This is a genomic window from Streptomyces sp. NPDC051183 (genome assembly GCF_040682455.1).
Lineage (GTDB): Bacteria > Actinomycetota > Actinomycetes > Streptomycetales > Streptomycetaceae > Streptomyces.
Genome location: NZ_JBFBBA010000003.1, coordinates 24,633 through 41,611 on the forward strand (window position 1 = coordinate 24,633; position 16,979 = coordinate 41,611).

The 16,979-nt window shown below is 70.7% G+C and carries 14 protein-coding genes, 1 pseudogene and 1 riboswitch; of the genes and pseudogenes, 11 read left to right on the forward strand and 4 right to left on the reverse strand.

All coding sequences use genetic code 11. The features are described 5' to 3' along the window. Positions 1-112: 112 nt before the first annotated feature. On the reverse strand, positions 113-817 hold the full coding sequence (locus AB0M99_RS03335; protein ID WP_365916941.1) for a pyridoxamine 5'-phosphate oxidase family protein: 705 nt from the start codon (positions 815-817) through the stop codon (positions 113-115). A gap of 730 nt (positions 818-1,547) precedes the next feature. Between AB0M99_RS03335 and AB0M99_RS03340 the strand changes: the two genes are divergently transcribed. The 4 genes from AB0M99_RS03340 to AB0M99_RS03355 all read left to right on the forward strand — a co-directional run bounded on the left by AB0M99_RS03340 (position 1,548) and on the right by AB0M99_RS03355 (position 6,993). Then, a complete protein-coding gene (locus AB0M99_RS03340) occupies positions 1,548-5,534 on the forward strand; it encodes a polymorphic toxin-type HINT domain-containing protein (RefSeq protein ID WP_365916942.1) in 3,987 nt (1,328 codons plus the stop codon). A 35-nt stretch (positions 5,535-5,569) separates the two neighbouring features. Beyond that, complete coding sequence (locus AB0M99_RS03345) at positions 5,570-5,926, forward strand: hypothetical protein (RefSeq protein WP_365916943.1); 357 nt, start codon at positions 5,570-5,572, stop codon at positions 5,924-5,926. Between the two features lie 195 nt (positions 5,927-6,121). Next, a riboswitch (guanidine-III (ykkC-III) riboswitch) is annotated at positions 6,122-6,183 on the forward strand. A gap of 2 nt (positions 6,184-6,185) precedes the next feature. Continuing rightward, positions 6,186-6,722 (forward strand): Ohr family peroxiredoxin, encoded by a 537-nt coding sequence (locus tag AB0M99_RS03350; RefSeq protein WP_365916944.1) that lies wholly within the window; start codon positions 6,186-6,188, stop codon positions 6,720-6,722. Beyond that, a complete protein-coding gene (locus AB0M99_RS03355; RefSeq protein ID WP_365916945.1) occupies positions 6,709-6,993 on the forward strand; it encodes a hypothetical protein in 285 nt (94 codons plus the stop codon). The genes AB0M99_RS03350 and AB0M99_RS03355 overlap by 14 nt, the downstream gene beginning before the upstream one ends. A gap of 195 nt (positions 6,994-7,188) precedes the next feature. On the opposite strand, the pseudogene AB0M99_RS03360 reads toward AB0M99_RS03355, so the two are convergent. Both AB0M99_RS03360 and AB0M99_RS03365 read right to left on the reverse strand, forming a co-directional pair. Continuing rightward, a pseudogene (locus AB0M99_RS03360) lies at positions 7,189-7,605 on the reverse strand (MFS transporter); the annotation flags it as partial. Further along, a complete protein-coding gene (locus AB0M99_RS03365; protein WP_365916946.1) occupies positions 7,596-8,096 on the reverse strand; it encodes a MarR family transcriptional regulator in 501 nt (166 codons plus the stop codon). The pseudogene AB0M99_RS03360 and the gene AB0M99_RS03365, both read right to left, overlap by 10 nt. 227 nt (positions 8,097-8,323) lie before the next feature. Here AB0M99_RS03365 and AB0M99_RS03370 point away from each other — a divergent pair, with 227 nt between their 5' ends. The 5 genes from AB0M99_RS03370 to AB0M99_RS03390 all read left to right on the forward strand — a co-directional run bounded on the left by AB0M99_RS03370 (position 8,324) and on the right by AB0M99_RS03390 (position 14,243). Continuing rightward, positions 8,324-10,669, forward strand: coding sequence for a collagenase (locus tag AB0M99_RS03370; RefSeq protein ID WP_365916947.1), 2,346 nt, complete (start codon positions 8,324-8,326; stop codon positions 10,667-10,669). Positions 10,670-10,932: 263 nt separating this feature from the next. Next, a complete protein-coding gene (locus AB0M99_RS03375; RefSeq protein WP_365916948.1) occupies positions 10,933-11,559 on the forward strand; it encodes a hypothetical protein in 627 nt (208 codons plus the stop codon). A 146-nt stretch (positions 11,560-11,705) separates the two neighbouring features. After that, positions 11,706-12,848: a cation diffusion facilitator family transporter gene (locus tag AB0M99_RS03380; RefSeq protein ID WP_365916949.1), complete on the forward strand. Its 1,143-nt coding sequence runs from the start codon at positions 11,706-11,708 to the stop codon at positions 12,846-12,848. A gap of 12 nt (positions 12,849-12,860) precedes the next feature. Beyond that, on the forward strand, positions 12,861-13,517 hold the full coding sequence (locus tag AB0M99_RS03385) for a class I SAM-dependent methyltransferase (RefSeq protein ID WP_365916950.1): 657 nt from the start codon (positions 12,861-12,863) through the stop codon (positions 13,515-13,517). A gap of 96 nt (positions 13,518-13,613) precedes the next feature. After that, the gene (locus AB0M99_RS03390; protein WP_365916951.1) at positions 13,614-14,243 is read left to right on the forward strand and encodes a class I SAM-dependent methyltransferase; all 630 of its coding nucleotides are present in this window, start codon (positions 13,614-13,616) and stop codon (positions 14,241-14,243) included. Here the strand turns inward: AB0M99_RS03390 and AB0M99_RS03395 are convergent. Continuing rightward, positions 14,240-14,860, reverse strand: coding sequence for a TetR/AcrR family transcriptional regulator (locus AB0M99_RS03395; RefSeq protein WP_365916952.1), 621 nt, complete (start codon positions 14,858-14,860; stop codon positions 14,240-14,242). The genes AB0M99_RS03390 and AB0M99_RS03395 overlap by 4 nt on opposite strands. A gap of 139 nt (positions 14,861-14,999) precedes the next feature. Between AB0M99_RS03395 and AB0M99_RS03400 the strand changes: the two genes are divergently transcribed. Further along, complete coding sequence (locus AB0M99_RS03400) at positions 15,000-15,944, forward strand: chlorophyllase (RefSeq protein WP_365916953.1); 945 nt, start codon at positions 15,000-15,002, stop codon at positions 15,942-15,944. A 98-nt stretch (positions 15,945-16,042) separates the two neighbouring features. Further along, entirely contained in the window at positions 16,043-16,897 is an 855-nt protein-coding gene (locus AB0M99_RS03405; RefSeq protein ID WP_365916954.1) for an alpha/beta fold hydrolase, read from the forward strand. Positions 16,898-16,979: the final 82 nt, after the last annotated feature.

Here is a 16,979-nt window from a genome sequence, read left to right on the forward strand (position 1 = left end):
GTCGGCGCTGATCTTGAGCCGGACTTCACCCGCGGGTGGGCGCGGCGGCGCACCGCCTTGACGCGCTACTCCGTCGGGCGGGCTGCGCCACGAGCTTCGCGCCGGCCCCCGGTCATGCCCGGCCGGTCACCTGTGCCCCGAACGCGCGGGTGTTGCTCCGGGCGGTGATGTGCCCAGGGGCTTCGATGCCGTCCGCGAGGAGGGGGTCGGCTTCGGGTACGCCCCAGGTGGCGACCAAGGGGAGCACTCCGGCCCAGATGCCGAGAGCGGCGTCGGGACCGTCACCGTCGTCCGGTCCGCCGGTGCTCGTCTTGACCGACGCCTCCTCCAGCGACATGCAGAGCAGCGCGGTCGCCGCCATCTCCTTGGCGTTCGGCCGTCGTGCGTAGTCCCATTGGCCGGGCGCGGCCTGCTCGGTCAGGCAGCGCAGCCCTTCCAGCTTCTCCGCCTCGTCGGTGACCAGGCGCGGGACGCCGTAGATCATCGCGCTGCGGTAGTTGACGCCGTGCTCGAACACCGACCGTGCGAGGACGAGGCCGTCCACGTGCGTCACGGTGACGCACACCGTCGCCTCGGGCGAGGCGACCAGGCTCCGGCTGGCCACAGATCCGTGGAGGTAGAGGTTCCGGCCGTCGCTCCCGTAGACGGTGGGGACGACCATGGGGTGGCCGTCGACGACCACCCCGAGGTGGCACATGAACCCCGCGTCCAGGATCGCGTCGAGTTCGGCACGGTCCAGGCTCCCCTGAGCCCGCAGGCGTCGGTGACGGGTGCGGGCTGTCTCCGGCAGCGCGGACGGGAGCTGGGTGTGGTTCACGTCATCTCTTTCGCAAGTGCGGGTCACCTGGCAACCCTCACGCTACCGATATCGCCATTCCTGCGCCAGATCTCAACGAAATCAGTTCCCATACACCCTGAACACTACGGAAACCATAGCCCCGCTGGGCGCGCACGAGGCCCCGGCAGCGGCCACCGCCCGTGCCACCTGGCCGGAGCCGCGGGCCTGGCCGCAGCCGGCAGCCGCCGACCTGCCGCCGCAGATCCACCTGCGCGGGACCACAGGCCCTGCCCCTGAACCGCACCTGACGGGACTGAACAGGCGGAGCTGGAACCGCTCGCAGTCGCGGCTTCAACGCGCCACGCCGCCCGACGCGCCCGGTGCGGGCCGGGTAGCCACCGGGCACAGCCCGCATCGACGGAGCTGGAAGCTGCGGGTTCGCACCCCCACCCCAACCTGCCTTGATTGAATTGAAACGCTAGTTGATATGCAGGGCCATCAGCGGTTACCGTCTCCCACAAGGACCACGCCCTCAGGCGCCCAGGGGGGCCGCTTCAGCACGGTTGTGCGGCGGTCAAGGGGGAGGACCGTCCGGGGGATCGGCCGACTGCATGCGTGTGACATCCGCTGCAGCACGAACGAACTGTGACCGGAGCTCCCTTCTTCATGCCCTCGCGCGCGAGGACAACATCGAACGAGGGGACCACGCCGTATGCAACGGCGCACACGCATGTCCGGAGCCTCAGGCTCCGCCGCACCATCGGGGACGGTGAGAAGGGCGCTCCGCGGCTTCTTCGGCGTCGCCCTTCCCGTGGCAATGACCGCGGGCCTGCTGGGGGCATCGCCTGCCGCCGCTGCGGACTGGGACGGCACGGACGAGCCTTCCTCTGACCGCTCCTATGTGGTGCAGGCCTGGAAGTACGGCGGTGCCGGACTTCAGGCAGCGGCAGAGAGGGCCCTGTTGGGGACCGACGCCGACGTCAAGGCGTTCTTCGCCGAGATGCCCGCGATCCAGTACGACGACGACTACATCGACGCCAGCCGGATCTTCCGCACGGGTGGTCCGGCAGTCCGCAAGGCCGGGAAGACTGCTCTCAAGGGCACCCCCGAGGAACTCCAGGAGTTCATGCGCAACGGCTGGCAGAAGCCGTTGGCCGAGGACCGCGAGGTCGAGGCGTCGCAGGTCATCAACTTCGGCGGTCCAGGGGTCAAGGAGGCGGGAAAGACCGCGCTCCAGGCCGGCCCCGAGGCCGTTGCCAAGTTCCTGGAGAAGGGCCAGTACGAGGCGCGGGAGATCGACAACGAGGTCGAGGTCTCGAAGCTGGTCAGCTCAGGCGGGCCGAACCTGAAGCTCGCGGGCAAGAACGCCCTGAGGGGCACGCCGGACGACATCGCGGAGTTCCTGGAGATCGGGCAGTACGTCGCCCGTAACCGTGACCAGGAGCACGCCACCGTCGCTCAGCTGACCGAGCAGGCCAAGCAGGCCGGTCTCCAGACCGAAGCGGCGACGAAGAAGGCCGAGGCCGCTGCCGCCAAGGCCGTCGAGGCCGCCGACAACGCCAGGGCCGCCGCCCTGAAGGCGGCCAAGGAGACCGAGGAGGCCCGCAAGGACGCCGACCGGGCCGCCTACAAGGCGAAGCAGGCCGCCCAGTCGGCACGTGAGGCCGCCGCCGCGGCGCAGCTGGCGGTCGGTGCCGCGAACGCCGCGAACCGCGCAGCCCGCACGGCCGCGTTCGCGGCCGCGCAGACCGCGAACGCCGCCTCCGCGGCCGCGAACGCCGCGAACAACGCCTACAACGCCGCGATTGCCGCGGCCGGTGACGCGACCAAGGCGGAGACGGCCAATAAGGCTGCGAAGGACGCGCGCGACGCCGCGCTCCTGACCAAGACCTCGGCCGACGCCGCCCAGAAGGCGGGCGAGGCCTCGCTGGCCGCCGGTATCGCCGCCGACGGTGCTCGCACCGCAGGTGACCACGCGAACGCGGCCGCGACTTCCGCCGAGGAGGCCAACCGGCACGCCGAGGCCGCCGGTGTCTTCTCCGCCGAGGCTCGTAACGCGGCCGCCGAGGCCCGTCGCCACGCGAACACCGCGAACCGCGCGGCGAACAACGCCGGGGCCCTCGCCCGCCGCGCGGCCCAGCAGGCGTTCGATGCCCGCGACGCCGCCCGTGACGCCGCCAAGCACGCCGAGAACGCGGCCGCGGCCGCCGAGCTCGCCGCAAAGTACGCGGGTCAAGCGGCTCAGGCCGCGGCGGACGCCCGTAAGTGGGCCGAAGCCGCGCGGGTGGCGGCCGACGCCGCGACCAAGGCTGTGAACACGGCCAAGCAGGTGCACCAGGTTGCTCTCGACGTCGAGCAGGAGGAGCTGGCCTCGCGCAGCGACGCTGCTCTGGAGCGCGCCCGCTCGGAGAAGGAGCAGACCCAGCGTCTGATCTCCGCCTCCGCCTCTGTCGCCCGTGACGCCCGCACCCTGGACACCACCGCCGCGACGCTGGGCGCCGAGGCGGCCAAGCCGGACGTGGACGTCGCGGCCACCGCTGCCAAGGGGCGCAAGCTCGCCCTGGACGCCTTCAATCTCCGCGGCCCCTGGAACCAGGACTCGGCGGCGCGTGCCCTCGGTGGTACCGACTCGGAGGTCCTGGAGTACCTGCGCAGCGGCTGGAAGAAGGCGAGCCTGGAGGAGATCCGGGACCGTGTCGTCCAGCTGAGCGTGGCCAGCCCTCACGCCTCCATTCGGGCGGGTGCCGTCGAGGCGCTCAAGGGCAACACGCAGCAGATCTCCGACTTCTACACCACCGGCCAGTACGCGGTGGGAGCGGACGACCTGGCGGTCGCCGTCTCCAAGGTGAACAACGACGGCGGCGACAGCGTCAAGAAGGACGCCAAGGCCGCCCTGGCCGACGGCTCCGGCAAGGCCCTGGCCACCTTCCTGGAGGTCAGCCAGTACGGTGCCCGGCTGACCGATGAAGAGGTCATCGCCTCCGCCTTGGCCAACAAGAAGGACGCGGCGGACGGCAGCGAGACCAACGGCGAACTGCGGGCCGCCGCGAAGGCCGCCCTCGCAGGAACGCCGGAGAAGCTCCACGAGTTCGTCATTGCCGGCCAGTACACGGCCGCCCGCAAGGACGACCTGACGGACCACCACCGCGCCCAGATCGGCCGGATCCTCGCCGAGGGCGAGATCATCTCCGCCAATGCCCAGGCCAGCCGCTGGCGCGCCGCCGAGGCCGCAGCCCGTGCCAACAAGGCCGACGCCGACGCCCAGAAGTGGGCCGCCGAGGCCGACAAGTCCGCAACCCTTGCCAACGGCTACGCCAAGGACGCTCAGAAGTCCGCCGCCGCGGCCACCAAGAGCGCCGACCAGGCCAAGGCATCGGCCGTCACCGCCCGCAACGCGGCGAACAACGCCAACCGCGACGCCGACGCCGCCGAGGCCTCCGCCGCCCAGGCCGCTTTCTCCGCGAACTACGCCCGTGAATCCGCGCGCGAGGCGGACCTCTCCGCTGCTCGTGCCAAGGAGTCGGCCATCCAGGCCGGCAAGAGCAAGACCGAGGCCGAGGGCGCGGCCTCCCAGGCGTGGGCCGACGTCAAGGTGAAGCGCGAGGCAGAGCTCGCCGAAGCGCAGCGCAAGGCCGAGGAGGTGCGCAAGCAGCAGGCCGAGGCCGAGAAGAACAAGAAGAAGCCCTGCATCATCCCGTTCAACCGGGACACCCTGCCGCCGTGCGCGCTGAACCAGGACAAGTACGAGCTCGTGATCGGCAAGCCCGACCTGGAGCTCGCCAAGCTCCTGGGCAAGGCCGCCTGGGAGCTGTCCGGCGCCGCCGACATCGAAAAGTGCATCAAGGACCCCTCCCTCGGCGGCTGCGTCATGGCCGCTGCCGGTGTCCTGCCGATCGGCAAGATCAAGATCGCCGGAAAGATCTACGACGGCATTCAGAGCGTCGCCAAGGGCACGAAGTACGGCAAGCTCCCGCCGTGCCTCACGCCGAAGAACAGTTTCCCGGCCGGCACTCCCGTTCTGATGGGCGACAAGACCACCCGTCCGATCGAGCAGATCAAGCCGGGCGACGCGGTCCTTGCCACCGACCCGTACACGGGCGTCACCGGCCCGCGCCAGGTCGACGCGACGATCTACACCCCGGACGACCGCGAGTTCACCGACATCACCCTCGCCCCGAACAGCGGCGGCGGTTCGCTCACCGCGACCGGCCACCACCCGTTCTGGTCCGAGAGCGGCAAGACGTGGAAGGTGGCGGCAGACCTCACCCCGCAGGACACCCTGCGCACCCCCGAGGGCAGCACGGCGCAGATCGCCAACGTCCGCCACTGGACGGGGCTCGCCCCCGCCTACAACCTCACGGTCAACGACCTCCACACCTACTACGTGCTGGCCGGCACCACTGCGGTCCTCGTGCACAACACGAGCTGCGGTCCGGATCTCAGCATTGTTGAAGACCAGTTCGGAAAGAAGTGGGGCAAGCACTCCAAGGACTACGGAGCGCACCCCGGCGACCAGGCCGCTCGCCAGGCCTACCGCGACAAGATCACGGACGTCCGCACGAACCACGAGGACGTGCGTCAGGGCCCCTACAACCCGGACGGCGGCGGCTCCGACGACTACTTCTTCTACCGCAAGGGCCAGGACCTCGTGATCACCAAGGGCAACGGAGAGTTCGTTACGCTCTTCCCCATGGACAAGGGTCTCAACAGGTGGTACGAGAACGCTACTCCCATGACCTGTGGCTGCAAGAAGTGACCGACCGGCGGCCCGTCGACCTCCAGGGCGAGACCGTGGAGGCCGCCTTCGCCGTGAGGTACCTGCCTGAGGGCGATGACTGGAGTGCCGAGGGGATCGAACTGATCCTCGCGTCGGGCGGTTCCACGATGCTGTGGAACGGGACCGATTGGACCCTGCGGATCGCGGACGGCGGATGGCCCGCCCTACCCGACTGGGCCTGGCCGCCGGAGGCTTGGGTGTTCGAGCCCATCGAAGACCTTGGCCGGCCCGGCCTCGACGACATCCTTGAGGTGTCACCGGTTCACAATGAGGTCGGCGAGCTGTACGGCGCCGTGCTCGGGTTCCGCGACGGAACCCTCACGGTCGGCTCGGGTGACTCCATGAGCTGGGAGCTGGTCCGAACGGACTGATCGACCCCGGGCCCGGGCCGGGCCCGAACACAAGTAACGCCCTGTCCGCGCACTGCGCGGGCAGGGCGTTACTCATGGCCGGTGCGGGCGTCGGGTCCCTGGGCTTGGTCCGCCCCAGGTGCCCGGGTACTCGTGGGTGAGGAACGTCACCGTGGGGGCGGGTCCCGGGCGGGGGCCCGCGTTGCTAGTTTGTCCGGCGGCCGGTTTCGAGGCCCCGGACGAGATGCGCCGTACCCGGTCACGCACGACGACGCGCGAGGTGCTGCTGCACGAGCAGCGCCGTACGCCGACCCGCCGGGGCGGTGTCCTCGTCGAGCAAGATGGGCCGAACACCATGACCGTGCCGCTCACCCGCAGCCTGTACCGGACGATCGCGCACGCTGCCGGGGGCCGTACCGGGTCCGTCCGCACGGACGACGGGCGCCTGGACATCCTCCTCGCCCCGCCGCGCGAGAAGGTGCCGGGCACGACCAATCCGGAGCAGCTGTTCGCGGCCGGTTTCGCCGCCTGCTTCACCTCGGCGCTCGCGGAGGTCGCCGCCGAGTTCGGGGCGGACGCCTCGGCCGCGCGCGTCGCCTGCGAAGTGCAGCTCGGCACCACGGACACGCCCGCGGGATACGGCCTCGCGGTGGCCCTCACCGTCAGCCTGCCCGGGTGGCGGGCGGCGGACCTCCAGCCCCTGCTGCACCGGGCGGACGCGGTCTGCCCGTACTCCCAGGCGGTGCGGGGCAACGTACCGCTGACGCTCCTGGCCGTGGACGAGCCCGCCGAGCCCGCCGCCGATGACCGCGCCTGAGCCCGGGCCGGCCAGCCCCGTGCCGTCCCGCCGCGGAGTCCCGGTACCCGCGTACGGGGCCTGGCTGCGGCGCGGCATCAGCCGCAACGGCGGGCCCCTCGTCGAGGACCGTGAAGTGGTCTGGCTGCGCGGCGGCGTCGCGGCGTCCGCCCCCGTGCCCGGCGCCGATGGCGCCACCGGCTCCTGGTCCGGCCCGGACCACCACGTGGTGCGCGTCGGGCGGCACGTGGTGCACGTGGATTCCCGCGCGGGGAGGTACTGGCAGCTGTGACCTGCGCTTCCGCGGCGTTGATGGACGCACTCGTCGTCTTCTCCCGCACCGGTACCGGCACTACCTCGGCGTGATCCGCAAGCACGCGTGAGCGGGGCAGCGGCCCAGTGCGAGCTGCGCACCTGCGCCGTCAGCGCTTCGCGTTCCGCAGATCTGCCGTAGCGGCTCCACCGCGACCACGGCGCCGAGGCACAGCAGAAGGTGCGGAACGAAGGTCCGCGAGGCCGGGCCGCTGCCTGCGCCGAAGCAGGACTGGAGTGCGACCAGCCCCAGAACGCCGGCTGCGGGCAAGTCTCCGAGGAAGCCCTGGAGCGCGAGGAGGAGCGAACATCCCGCTTGCCCGCCGGTCATGAGGAGGTAGAACTTCCGGCGGTCCACCCGGTCGACGAGCGATCCCGCGAAGAGTCCGAGTACGAGGAGGGGAATCGCCTGCGCCAGCCCGACGGCGCCCGTCCACGTGGTGCTCTTCGTCGTCTGCCAGACCTGGAACATGACGGCCACGACTGTCATCTGGCTGCCGAATCCGGACAGGGTCTGACCGATCCACAACCGCCGGAAGGGTGGTGACGACCGGAGCGGTGTCACGTCGATCAGTGCGTGCTTCAACCCCATTCGGGTTCCGCGGCCAGTTTCTCGGCGATCCGGTCATGGAAGCTCTTGCGTTCGAGAGCCCGCTCGATGTCGGTGACGACCTGGGAGAGCGGGTACGGAATCTCGGTTTCCAGGTCGGCGAGGGCGGCCTCGGTGGCCCGCCATTCCGCCGCGAGGCGCCCGACGACACGGCGGGCCTCGTCAGTGAGCGTCACCTTTCTGGTGCGCGCGTCGTCGCCCACGACGGTATCGACCCAGCCGGCCTTGCGCATGGCAGCGACCTTCTGGCTGAGCGCCGAGTGCGTGCGCTGCACCGACTCGGCCAGTTCCGCGATGGTCATGGGTCCGTGGGCGTGGAGCCGGAGCAACTCCATGACGTAGCTGGGCTTGAGCCCGTCGATCTGCTGCTCGGAGTAGACCCGGGCGATGTCGGCGTCCATTGATGCCTGGAGCAGGCGCAGGGGTCGCCAGAGGCTCTGCCGTGTCGGGTCGAAGGCCTGGGGGTCGGTCACGGCCGTATCGTAACAGCATTTATATAAGCACTGTTAGTTCTGCTCCGAATCCCTTCACGGCACGCCACGACCGCGGCTCGCACTGGAAGTTGACAACGTTTCAATTTCGGTGGCCGCCAATCTGGACAGAAGACTTCCAGCACGATGCGACATGTGAAATTTTACATGTCACACGTCAACCGCCCGTGTCCCCAGCACGCGGCCACAGGCCCCGGAGGCCCCCACAGATGCATCCCTTCCGCATACCGAAGGCCGGCGCGCGCAGACTTCCTGCGCTCGGCGCAGCCGTCTTCATTGCGCTCGGCCTGTTCGCGCCGCAGAGCCAGGCGGCCTCCGCGGGCGCCACGGCCCCGGCCGGTGCGAGCGCAAGGGGAGCCGCGGCCTCGGCGCCGCGGTCGATCCCGGTCCCCAAGTCGCCCGACGCGATGAGCAACAGCACGCGCTTCCGGATCTCCTCGCAGGACAGCGCCCTGGAGTCCGGCCCGGCCCCCGCGCCCGCCGTCCAGCCCGCCAGGACCGACAAGGCCGACAAGGCCGACCGGCAGTCCTCGGCGTCCGCCGCCGCAGCCGAGTGCACCGACCTCTCCGGCGTCATCAACGCCACCGGCAGCGCGCTGGTCCAGCAGCTCAAGGCACTCCCCCGGATCGACTGTACGTACCCGCTGTTCGGCCTCACCGGGGAGAACGCCCGGAAGGCCTTCCGCGAGGCCCAGATGGTGACCGTCGCGGGCGCGCTGCGCGAAGCCTCCGCCTCCTACACGGGCGACAACAGCGCAGCCATCGGGCAGTTGGTGCTGTTCCTGCGCGCCGGCTACTACGTGCAGGACAACAACGCGGACGCCGTCGGCGACTACGGCACCGCGCTGGACAGCGCGGCGCGCGGCGCGCTGGACGCCTTCTTCGCCTCCCCGCGCAGCAAGGACGTCACCGACGCCAACGGCGAGATCCTCAACGAGGTCGTCACGCTGATCGACAGCACCCACGCGGCCGGCCGGTACGCCGGCGTCGTCAAGTGGATGCTCGGCAGCTACGACGGCACGTGGCCCGGCCAGATGAACCTCGCCATGCAGCACGTCGAATGGGTCGTCGAGAACGGCTTCAAGGCCAAGAACGACGACCGCGGCTGGCGGGCCGCCCTCAAGGCCGACCCCGCCATCCTCAACACCTGGGCCGGCTTCATCACGCGCAACAGCGCGCAGCTGAACCGCTTGGACGTCGTCAGCAACGTCGGCCGCTTCCTCGGCCACGCCCTCGACGTCCCCGAGCTCAAGGACCGGGTCCGGCCGCTGCTGAAGGACCTGATCAACCGCTACCCGAACGTCGGCCCCACCGCGCCGATCACCATGAACCTGGGCTGGTACACGCGTCAGTACGACAGGGGCAACTGCGCGGCCTACGCCATCTGCGAGCTGGGCGAGCGCGTGCTCCCGGCGGTCCTGCCGATCCAGCACACCTGCACCCCGGACCTGAAGATCCGCGCCCAGGACATGTCCCCCGGCCAGCTGGCCGCCACCTGCACCAGCCTGGTCAACCAGGACGCCTACTTCCACCGGGTCATCGGCGACAAGGGCGCGATCCCCGGTGACGTGAACACCAACCTGGAGGTCGTCGTCTTCGACGACTACACCCACTACTCGCTGTACGCCTGGGCGATCTACAACATCGACGTCGACAACGGCGGCATGTACGAGGAGGGCAACCCGGCCGCCGCCGGCAACCAGGCCCGCTTCATCGCCCACGAGGCCCACTGGCTGCGCCCGGACTTCCAGATCTGGAACCTCAACCACGAGTACACCCACTACCTCGACGGCCGTTACAACATGGCCGGCGACTTCGAGGCCGGCATCGTCACGCCGACCATCTGGTGGGTCGAGGGCATCGCCGAGAACATCTCCTTCGGCTACCGGGGCGAGCGCAACGCCGACGCGATCGCCGAGGCCCGCAAGAACACGTACAAGCTCAGCGACCTGTTCGACACGGTCTACGGCCAGGAGGAGGACCCCGAGGTCAACTCGAACCGGGTCTACCGCTGGGGCTTCCTCGCGGTCCGCTACATGCTCCAGGCGCACCCCGCCGACGTCGAGACCGTGCTGAACAAGTACCGCGCCGGCGACTGGAACGGAGCCCGCACCTTCCTGAAGCAGACCATCGGCACCCGCTACGACGCCGGCTTCGCCACCTGGCTGGCGACCGCCTGCGCGACCAGCGACTGCGGCCCGCTGCCGGAGGCCGCGACCACACCGCTGTGCACCATCAGCGACCCCCGTCAGTTCGACAAGAACTGCCGCCGGGACAACCTCGCGGCCGCCGCCGGCAACTACAGCTACCACTTCATGTACCTGCCGGCCGGTCTCAAGCAGCTGACCATCACCAGCAGCGGCGGCGCCGGCAACGCCGATCTGTACTACGGCGGCAGCAACTGGGCCACCACCGGCAGCTACCGGGCGAAGTCCACCAACGCCGGCAACGGCGAGACCCTGACGATCGACAACCCGCCGTCCGGCTGGGTCTACTTCAGCCTCGCCGCCGCGCAGGACTTCAGCGGTGTGAGCGTCTCCACCCAGTCCAAGTGACCGGGTCCGCCCGGGTCTGAGCACGACGGCGGTCCTTGCCCTCCGATCACGGACGGCAAGGGCCGCCGTTCGTGTCGGGGCCACCGCGACCGCGTCCGCCGCTGCCAGCCCCACAGCGCCGCCCAGTTGCCGGACCGGGCCAGGGCCATCCGCTTCTCGACGCTGTCGAGGATCTGCGAGGTCCTCGGGTGGTCTACGTCCGCTGGTTCGTGCGGGTCCATGCGTGGATGCTGGTCCACATCGAACAACAGTAGTCTTCGGGCATGGCTTTGCGACCTGACGAGTTCTACGACCACGCAAGTACCGCTGCGGACGGTGAACAGCGGCTCCCGCTGTCCCGTATGACGGGGTGGGACATCAGCCCGTTCGAGCCGGAGGGGCTGCGCGTCGCGCCGTTGCGCCCGCCGGTTCTGCCCGAACCCCCGCGGCACGGCGAGGATCCGTCGGACTGCGACTCGTGCCGCAGCCGGGAGGAAGGGATCTGGTTCAACGACCGCTGGCGGCTCACCCGGATCACGGAAGTCGGCGTGCCGCTGGTGCTGATGCTGCATCCGCTCGATCACTTCGACCTGGCGGACCTGCCCGATGATCTGGCTGCCGAACTGGGGGTGCTGAGCACACACATCGCCCGCCACGTGCAAGCGCTGCCGCACATCGCGCGGGCCCACGTCTACCGCATCGGAGACGGTGGCGCCCACCTGCACATCTGGTTCTTCGCCCGCCCCGAGGGGCAGGCCCAGCTGTACGGGTCGTGGATGGTCATCTGGGACGACCTGCTGCCGGAGTACCCGGCGGACGTGGCCGATGAAGACGCGGCGATCGTGGCGGACGCGTTGGTCGCCTCCTACGGAGGCCGTCGCTCGGCCGTCAGCGAACTGCCCCACGCCTGATCCGCCGGAGCACGGAGCACTGAGCACGGAGCACGGAGCACGGAGCACCAACTGCGCCGGGCCCTCTGTTGCGTGGGAATCGCACCTGGTCACAGGGCGTAGGACGGTTGTAGCCGCAAGCGGATCCATGTGCCACGGTGAACCGCATGGACGCGAATCCGCACACCCATGCACATGGCCGCCACCACGATCACCAGCATGGCCGTGCGGAGGCGGACGCGGTCGGGGACGCGGGCGCGGGGCACCGGCCCGGAGCCACCTGGCCGGCCCGCGTCCGGCACCAGTTCGGCCACCTGGTGCGGCCGCACCGTCACGAGGCCACCGACAAGGTCGATGCTGCGATGGAGACCTCCCGGGAGGGGATGCGCACGCTGTGGGTCTCCCTGGCCGTCCTGGGAGCCACCACCGCCGTCCAGGCCTTGGTCGTCGCACTGTCGGGGTCGGTGGCGCTGCTCGGCGACACGATCCACAACGCCGCCGACGCGCTCACCGCCGTTCCCCTCGGGATCGCGTTCATGCTCGGACGCAGGGCGGCGAACCGCCGCTACACGTACGGCTACGGCCGCGCCGAGGACCTGGCCGGCATCCTCATCGTGGCGACCATCGCCGCGTCGGCGGTCCTGGCCGCCTGGGTGGCCGTGGACCGGCTGTTCAACCCCCGTGACATCACTCATCTGTGGGCCGTCTCCGCGGCCGCGCTGACCGGTTTCGTCGGCAACGAGTGGGTCGCCCGGTACCGCATCCGCACGGGCAGGAGGATCGGTTCCGCCGCGCTGATCGCGGACGGTCTGCACGCCCGTACCGACGGATTCGCCTCCCTGGCCGTGCTGCTGGGCGCCGGCGGCGCAGCGCTCGGACGGCAGACGGCCGACCCCGTCATCGGCCTGCTGATCACCATCGCGATCCTGCTGGTCCTCAAGGACGCGGCGCGCGAGGTCTACCGGCGCCTGATGGACAGCGTCGATCCCGCCCTGGTCGACACCGCGGAGCGGGCGTTGCGCGGCGTGGAGGGAGTGCTGGACACCGGACAGGTGCGCATGCGGTGGATCGGCCACGCTCTGCGGGCCGAGGCCGACATCGTCGTTGACGCGCGCCTGACCGTCGTGAGGGCCCATGAGGTGGCCGTCGCCGCCGAGCACGCCCTCATCCACGCGGTCCCGAGACTGACGGCCGCGACCGTCCATACGGACCACGCCCCCGCCGTCGACCACGCACCCGGCCACGACCCGCACGCGGCCCTGGCCCACCACGGCGACCGCTCCCTTCCGGGCATTGTCAGTGGCGGCTGAGAGGATCACCGGATGACGAACCCCGCTGCCGCCATCGCCGCCTACTGGGACGCCGCCGCCCCGGACTTCGACGCCGAGCCGGACCACGGGCTGCGGGCTGCCGACACCCGGGCCGCCTGGGCGGACCTGCTGGCCGGCTGGCTGCCGTACGACCCGGCCGACGTACTGGACGTCGGCTGCGGCACCGGGTCGCTCTCCGAGCTGATCGCCGGGGCCGGGCACCGGGTGACCGGGGTCGACCTGGCGCCGCGGATGGTGGAGGCCGCCCGGGCGAAGCTGGCGGCCGCCGGCCTCCCGGGCCGGTTCCTGGTCGGCGACGCCGCCGCGCCGCCCACGGGAGAGGAGGAGTTCGACGTACTGCTCTGCCGCCACCTGGTGTGGACCCTGCCCGACCCGACGGCTGCCCTGAACCAGTGGGTGTCCCGGACCCGCCCGGGAGGGCTGCTCGTCCTTGTCGAGGGCCGCTGGCGCGAGGCCGGGCAAGCAGAAGTACCGTACGTCGCCGGTGCCGACGCCCTGCCCTGGCACGGGGGCGTCACGGCCGACGACCTGGCCGCCGCGGTGCGCCCGCTCGTGAGCGACCTCCGCGTCGAACCCCTCGGCGCCGACGCCGCCCTGTGGGGCGGCCCGGTGACCGACGAACGCTACGCCCTGATCGCGCGCATCTGAACTCCCGGCCCCGGAAGGGAGCTTCGATCACGCCGCATCCGAAGCCGCGGGGGCCGGACGGTGACTGCGAATGGCGCGGGTGTTAGCTTCCTTGCCGTGGCGGAACACCAGGACGAGACCAGAAATGCCTACGACGGAGTCGTCGGGCTCTACGCGTCGATGTTCGCCGATCGGCTGGAGACGCACCCCTTCTCGCGGGCGATGCTCGGCACCTTCGCCGAGCTGGTGCGCGGGACGGGGAACCCGCGAGCAGCCGACGTGGGGTGCGGGCCCGGTCATCTGACGGCCATGCTGCACGACTTGGGGCTGGACGCCTTCGGGCTCGACCTCTCCCCGGGCATGGTCGACCATGCCCGGCGGGCCCATCCGGAGCTGCGGTTCGACGAGGCCCGGATGGAGAGCATGCCCGTCGAGGACCGCACGCTCGGCGGCGTACTGGCCCACTACTCGATGATCCACACCCCGCCCGGGGAACTGCCCGCGCTCCTCGCCGAGCAGGCGCGCGTCCTGGCACCGGGAGGCCTGCTCCTGGTCTCGTTCTTCGCGACCGACGGGCCGGAGCCGGTCCGCTTCGACCACAAGGTGACGCCCGCCTACAGCTGGCCGGTGGACCGGTTCGCGGAGCTGCTGGCCGGAGCCGGCCTCACGACCTTCGCCCGGCTGCTCCACGACCCGGCCTCCGCGCGGGGCTTCCTCGACGCCCACCTGCTGGCCCGCCGACCCTAGTTGCCCGAGTACTCCCGCTCTCGGTCGAGGGGTTGATGGCGCAGTCCTGCGATCAGGAGTGCGGCCAGGCGCCGCGCGTCGTAGCGCGGGTCGCTCTCGGTGCCGATGCAGAGGTTTCCGATGCCGCGCATGAGGTGGTAGGCGTCGAGGTCGGAGCGGATCTCACCGGATGCGGTGGCAGCGTCGAGGAGCTGGGTGCACACCGGCAGGAGGCGTTGCAGGAAGTAGGCGTGCAGCGTCTCGAAGCCGGCGCCGTCCCCCTGCATCGCAGCGGCCAGGCCGTGTTTGGTGACCAGGAAGTCGACGAAGACGTCAACCCACCGCCCCAGGGCGGCATGAGGTGTCGAACTGGACGCCAGCAGGGCCGGGCCGGCCTCGGCACAGGCGTCGACCTGGTGGCGGTAGACGGCGATGACGAGGTCCGCCCGGGTGGGGAAGTGCCGGTAGACCGTGCCGACTCCGACTCCGGCCCTGGCCGCGATGTCGCGTACCGGCGCGTCCACACCCGAGGTGACGAAGACGGCGGCGGCCGCATCCAGCAGGGTCTGCTGGTTGCGCCGGACGTCCTTGCGCTTGGATCCGGCCGGACTTCCCGTTTCCTGACCGCTGTCGTTCACCACGGCGCTCCTTCCCTTGATCCTTACACCTTGCAAAACGGAACAGCGTTCCGTATCGTCGAAACGGAACGAGGTTCCGTTTGACTCATGATGTCAGACCCCCCAGGAATGCGCGAAGACTGAGCGGAAGGCACTTCTCATGCCCAACTCGAACACCGTGACCTCGCGAAAGACCCCCGGTGCGCCCAGGACGGTGCTATCCGCGGCGCCGGTCGTCCTGCCCTCCCCGGCCGGCCGGGGCGAGGACCTCCATGTCCGCGTGTCCGCCCCCGCCGCCGGCAGTGATCTGCCCGTCCTCGTCTTCTCCCACGGCTTCGGCTGGTCGATGAACGGCTACGCTCCTCTGGTGGACCACTGGGCCGCCCAGGGTTTCGTGGTCGTCCAGCCCACCCACCTCGACTCCCGGACGCTCGGCATCCCCGCCGAAGACCCCCGCACGCCCCGGATCTGGCGCTTGCGCATCGAGGACATCGCGGGAGTCCTGGACGGACTGGACGTTCTGGAGGCCTCCGTACCGGGCCTGGCCGGGCGCCTCGACCGCAGCCGCATCGCCGTGGCCGGACACTCCTGGGGAGCACAGACGGTCAGTACGCTGCTGGGGGCGCGCGTCCTCGACTCCAACGGCGTGCCCGGGGAGGACATGTCCGACCCCCGCGTCACGGCGGGCGTACTGCTGGCCCTGACCGGCCTGGGCGACGACCTGGTTCCCTTCGCCGCCGACAACTTCCCCTTCATGAAGCCGTCCTTCGACACCATGACCGCGCCGGCACTCATCGTCGCCGGGGACAGCGACCAGTCCCACCTTTCCACGCGCGGACCGGACTGGTTCACCGACCCCTACACCTACAGCCCGGGCAACAAGAGCCTGCTCACGCTGTTCGGGGCCGAGCACTCGCTCGGCGGCATCCCCGGCTACGAGGTGGCCGAGACGACCGACGAGAACCCCGCACACGTCGCCCTGATCCAGCAGCTCACCTCCGCCTTCCTGCGCGGCGCCCTCTACCCCGAAGACACCGGCTGGAAGACGGCGGCCACCGAACTGGAGGAAGCCCCCGAGCCACTGGGCAAGCTCCGGAGCAAGTAGGCGCGCCTCACCACAACCCGCCCGCGGGGTGCGGTTGACTGCACGCGCCGGGCTCGGGCAACGGGCGCTCGCGTCGGTGGAGTCGAGGAGGCAGGGCGATGGCCGAGCGGTTGGTCGACGTACACGGGGTGGAGTTGTGCACCGAGTCCTTCGGTGACCGGGCGGATCCGCCCGTGCTGCTCGTCATGGGCACCGGGGCTTCGATGCTCTGGTGGGAGGAGGGCTTCTGCCGGATGCTCGCCGGGGGCGGACGGTTCGTGATCCGCTACGACCACCGCGACACCGGGCGGTCGGTGACCTACGAGCCGGGCCGGCCCGGCTACACGGGCGCGGACCTGGCCGGTGACGCCCTCGGCGTGCTCGATGCCTACGGGATCCCGGCGGCGCACCTGGTGGGCGTCTCCGCCGGAGGGGGGTTGGCGCAGCTGGTCGCGCTCGGGCACGCCGACCGGGTCCTCTCCCTCGTTCTGATCAGCACCTCCCGGGTGGTTGAGGGCGGCGACGAACTGCCGCCGCCCACCCCTGAGTTCATGCGCTTCGCGACCTCCGCCCAGGTCGACTGGTCGCGGGCGGACTCGGTGGTCGACTACCTGGTCGCGTACGCGCGCGTGCTCGCCGGAGGCCTGCGCCCCTTCGACGAGGCGGCCGCCCGGGAGCTCGTACGCAGCGACGTCGCGCGGGCACACGACTTCGCCGCCATGCGCAATCACGACCTGCTCGCCGAGGGCGAGTCGGCGCGGGGGTCGCTGTCGTCGATCGCCGCGCCCACGCTGGTGGTCCACGGGACGGCCGATCCGATGTTCCCCCTCGCGCACGGCGAGGCGCTGGCCGAAGTCATCCCCGGCGCGCGGTTGTTGACGCTGGAGGGCGCGGGCCACGGGGTCGACCGCACGGACTGGGCGACGATCGTCCGGGCGGTCCTGGCCCACACCGGGGAGGCCGCTGACCGCTGACCCGGCTCGTCGGCCGCCACCGCTCGGCAAAAGTTGAGACTTGTTCACTTTCCATTGACAGGGCGGACTCGCGCGCCCGAAA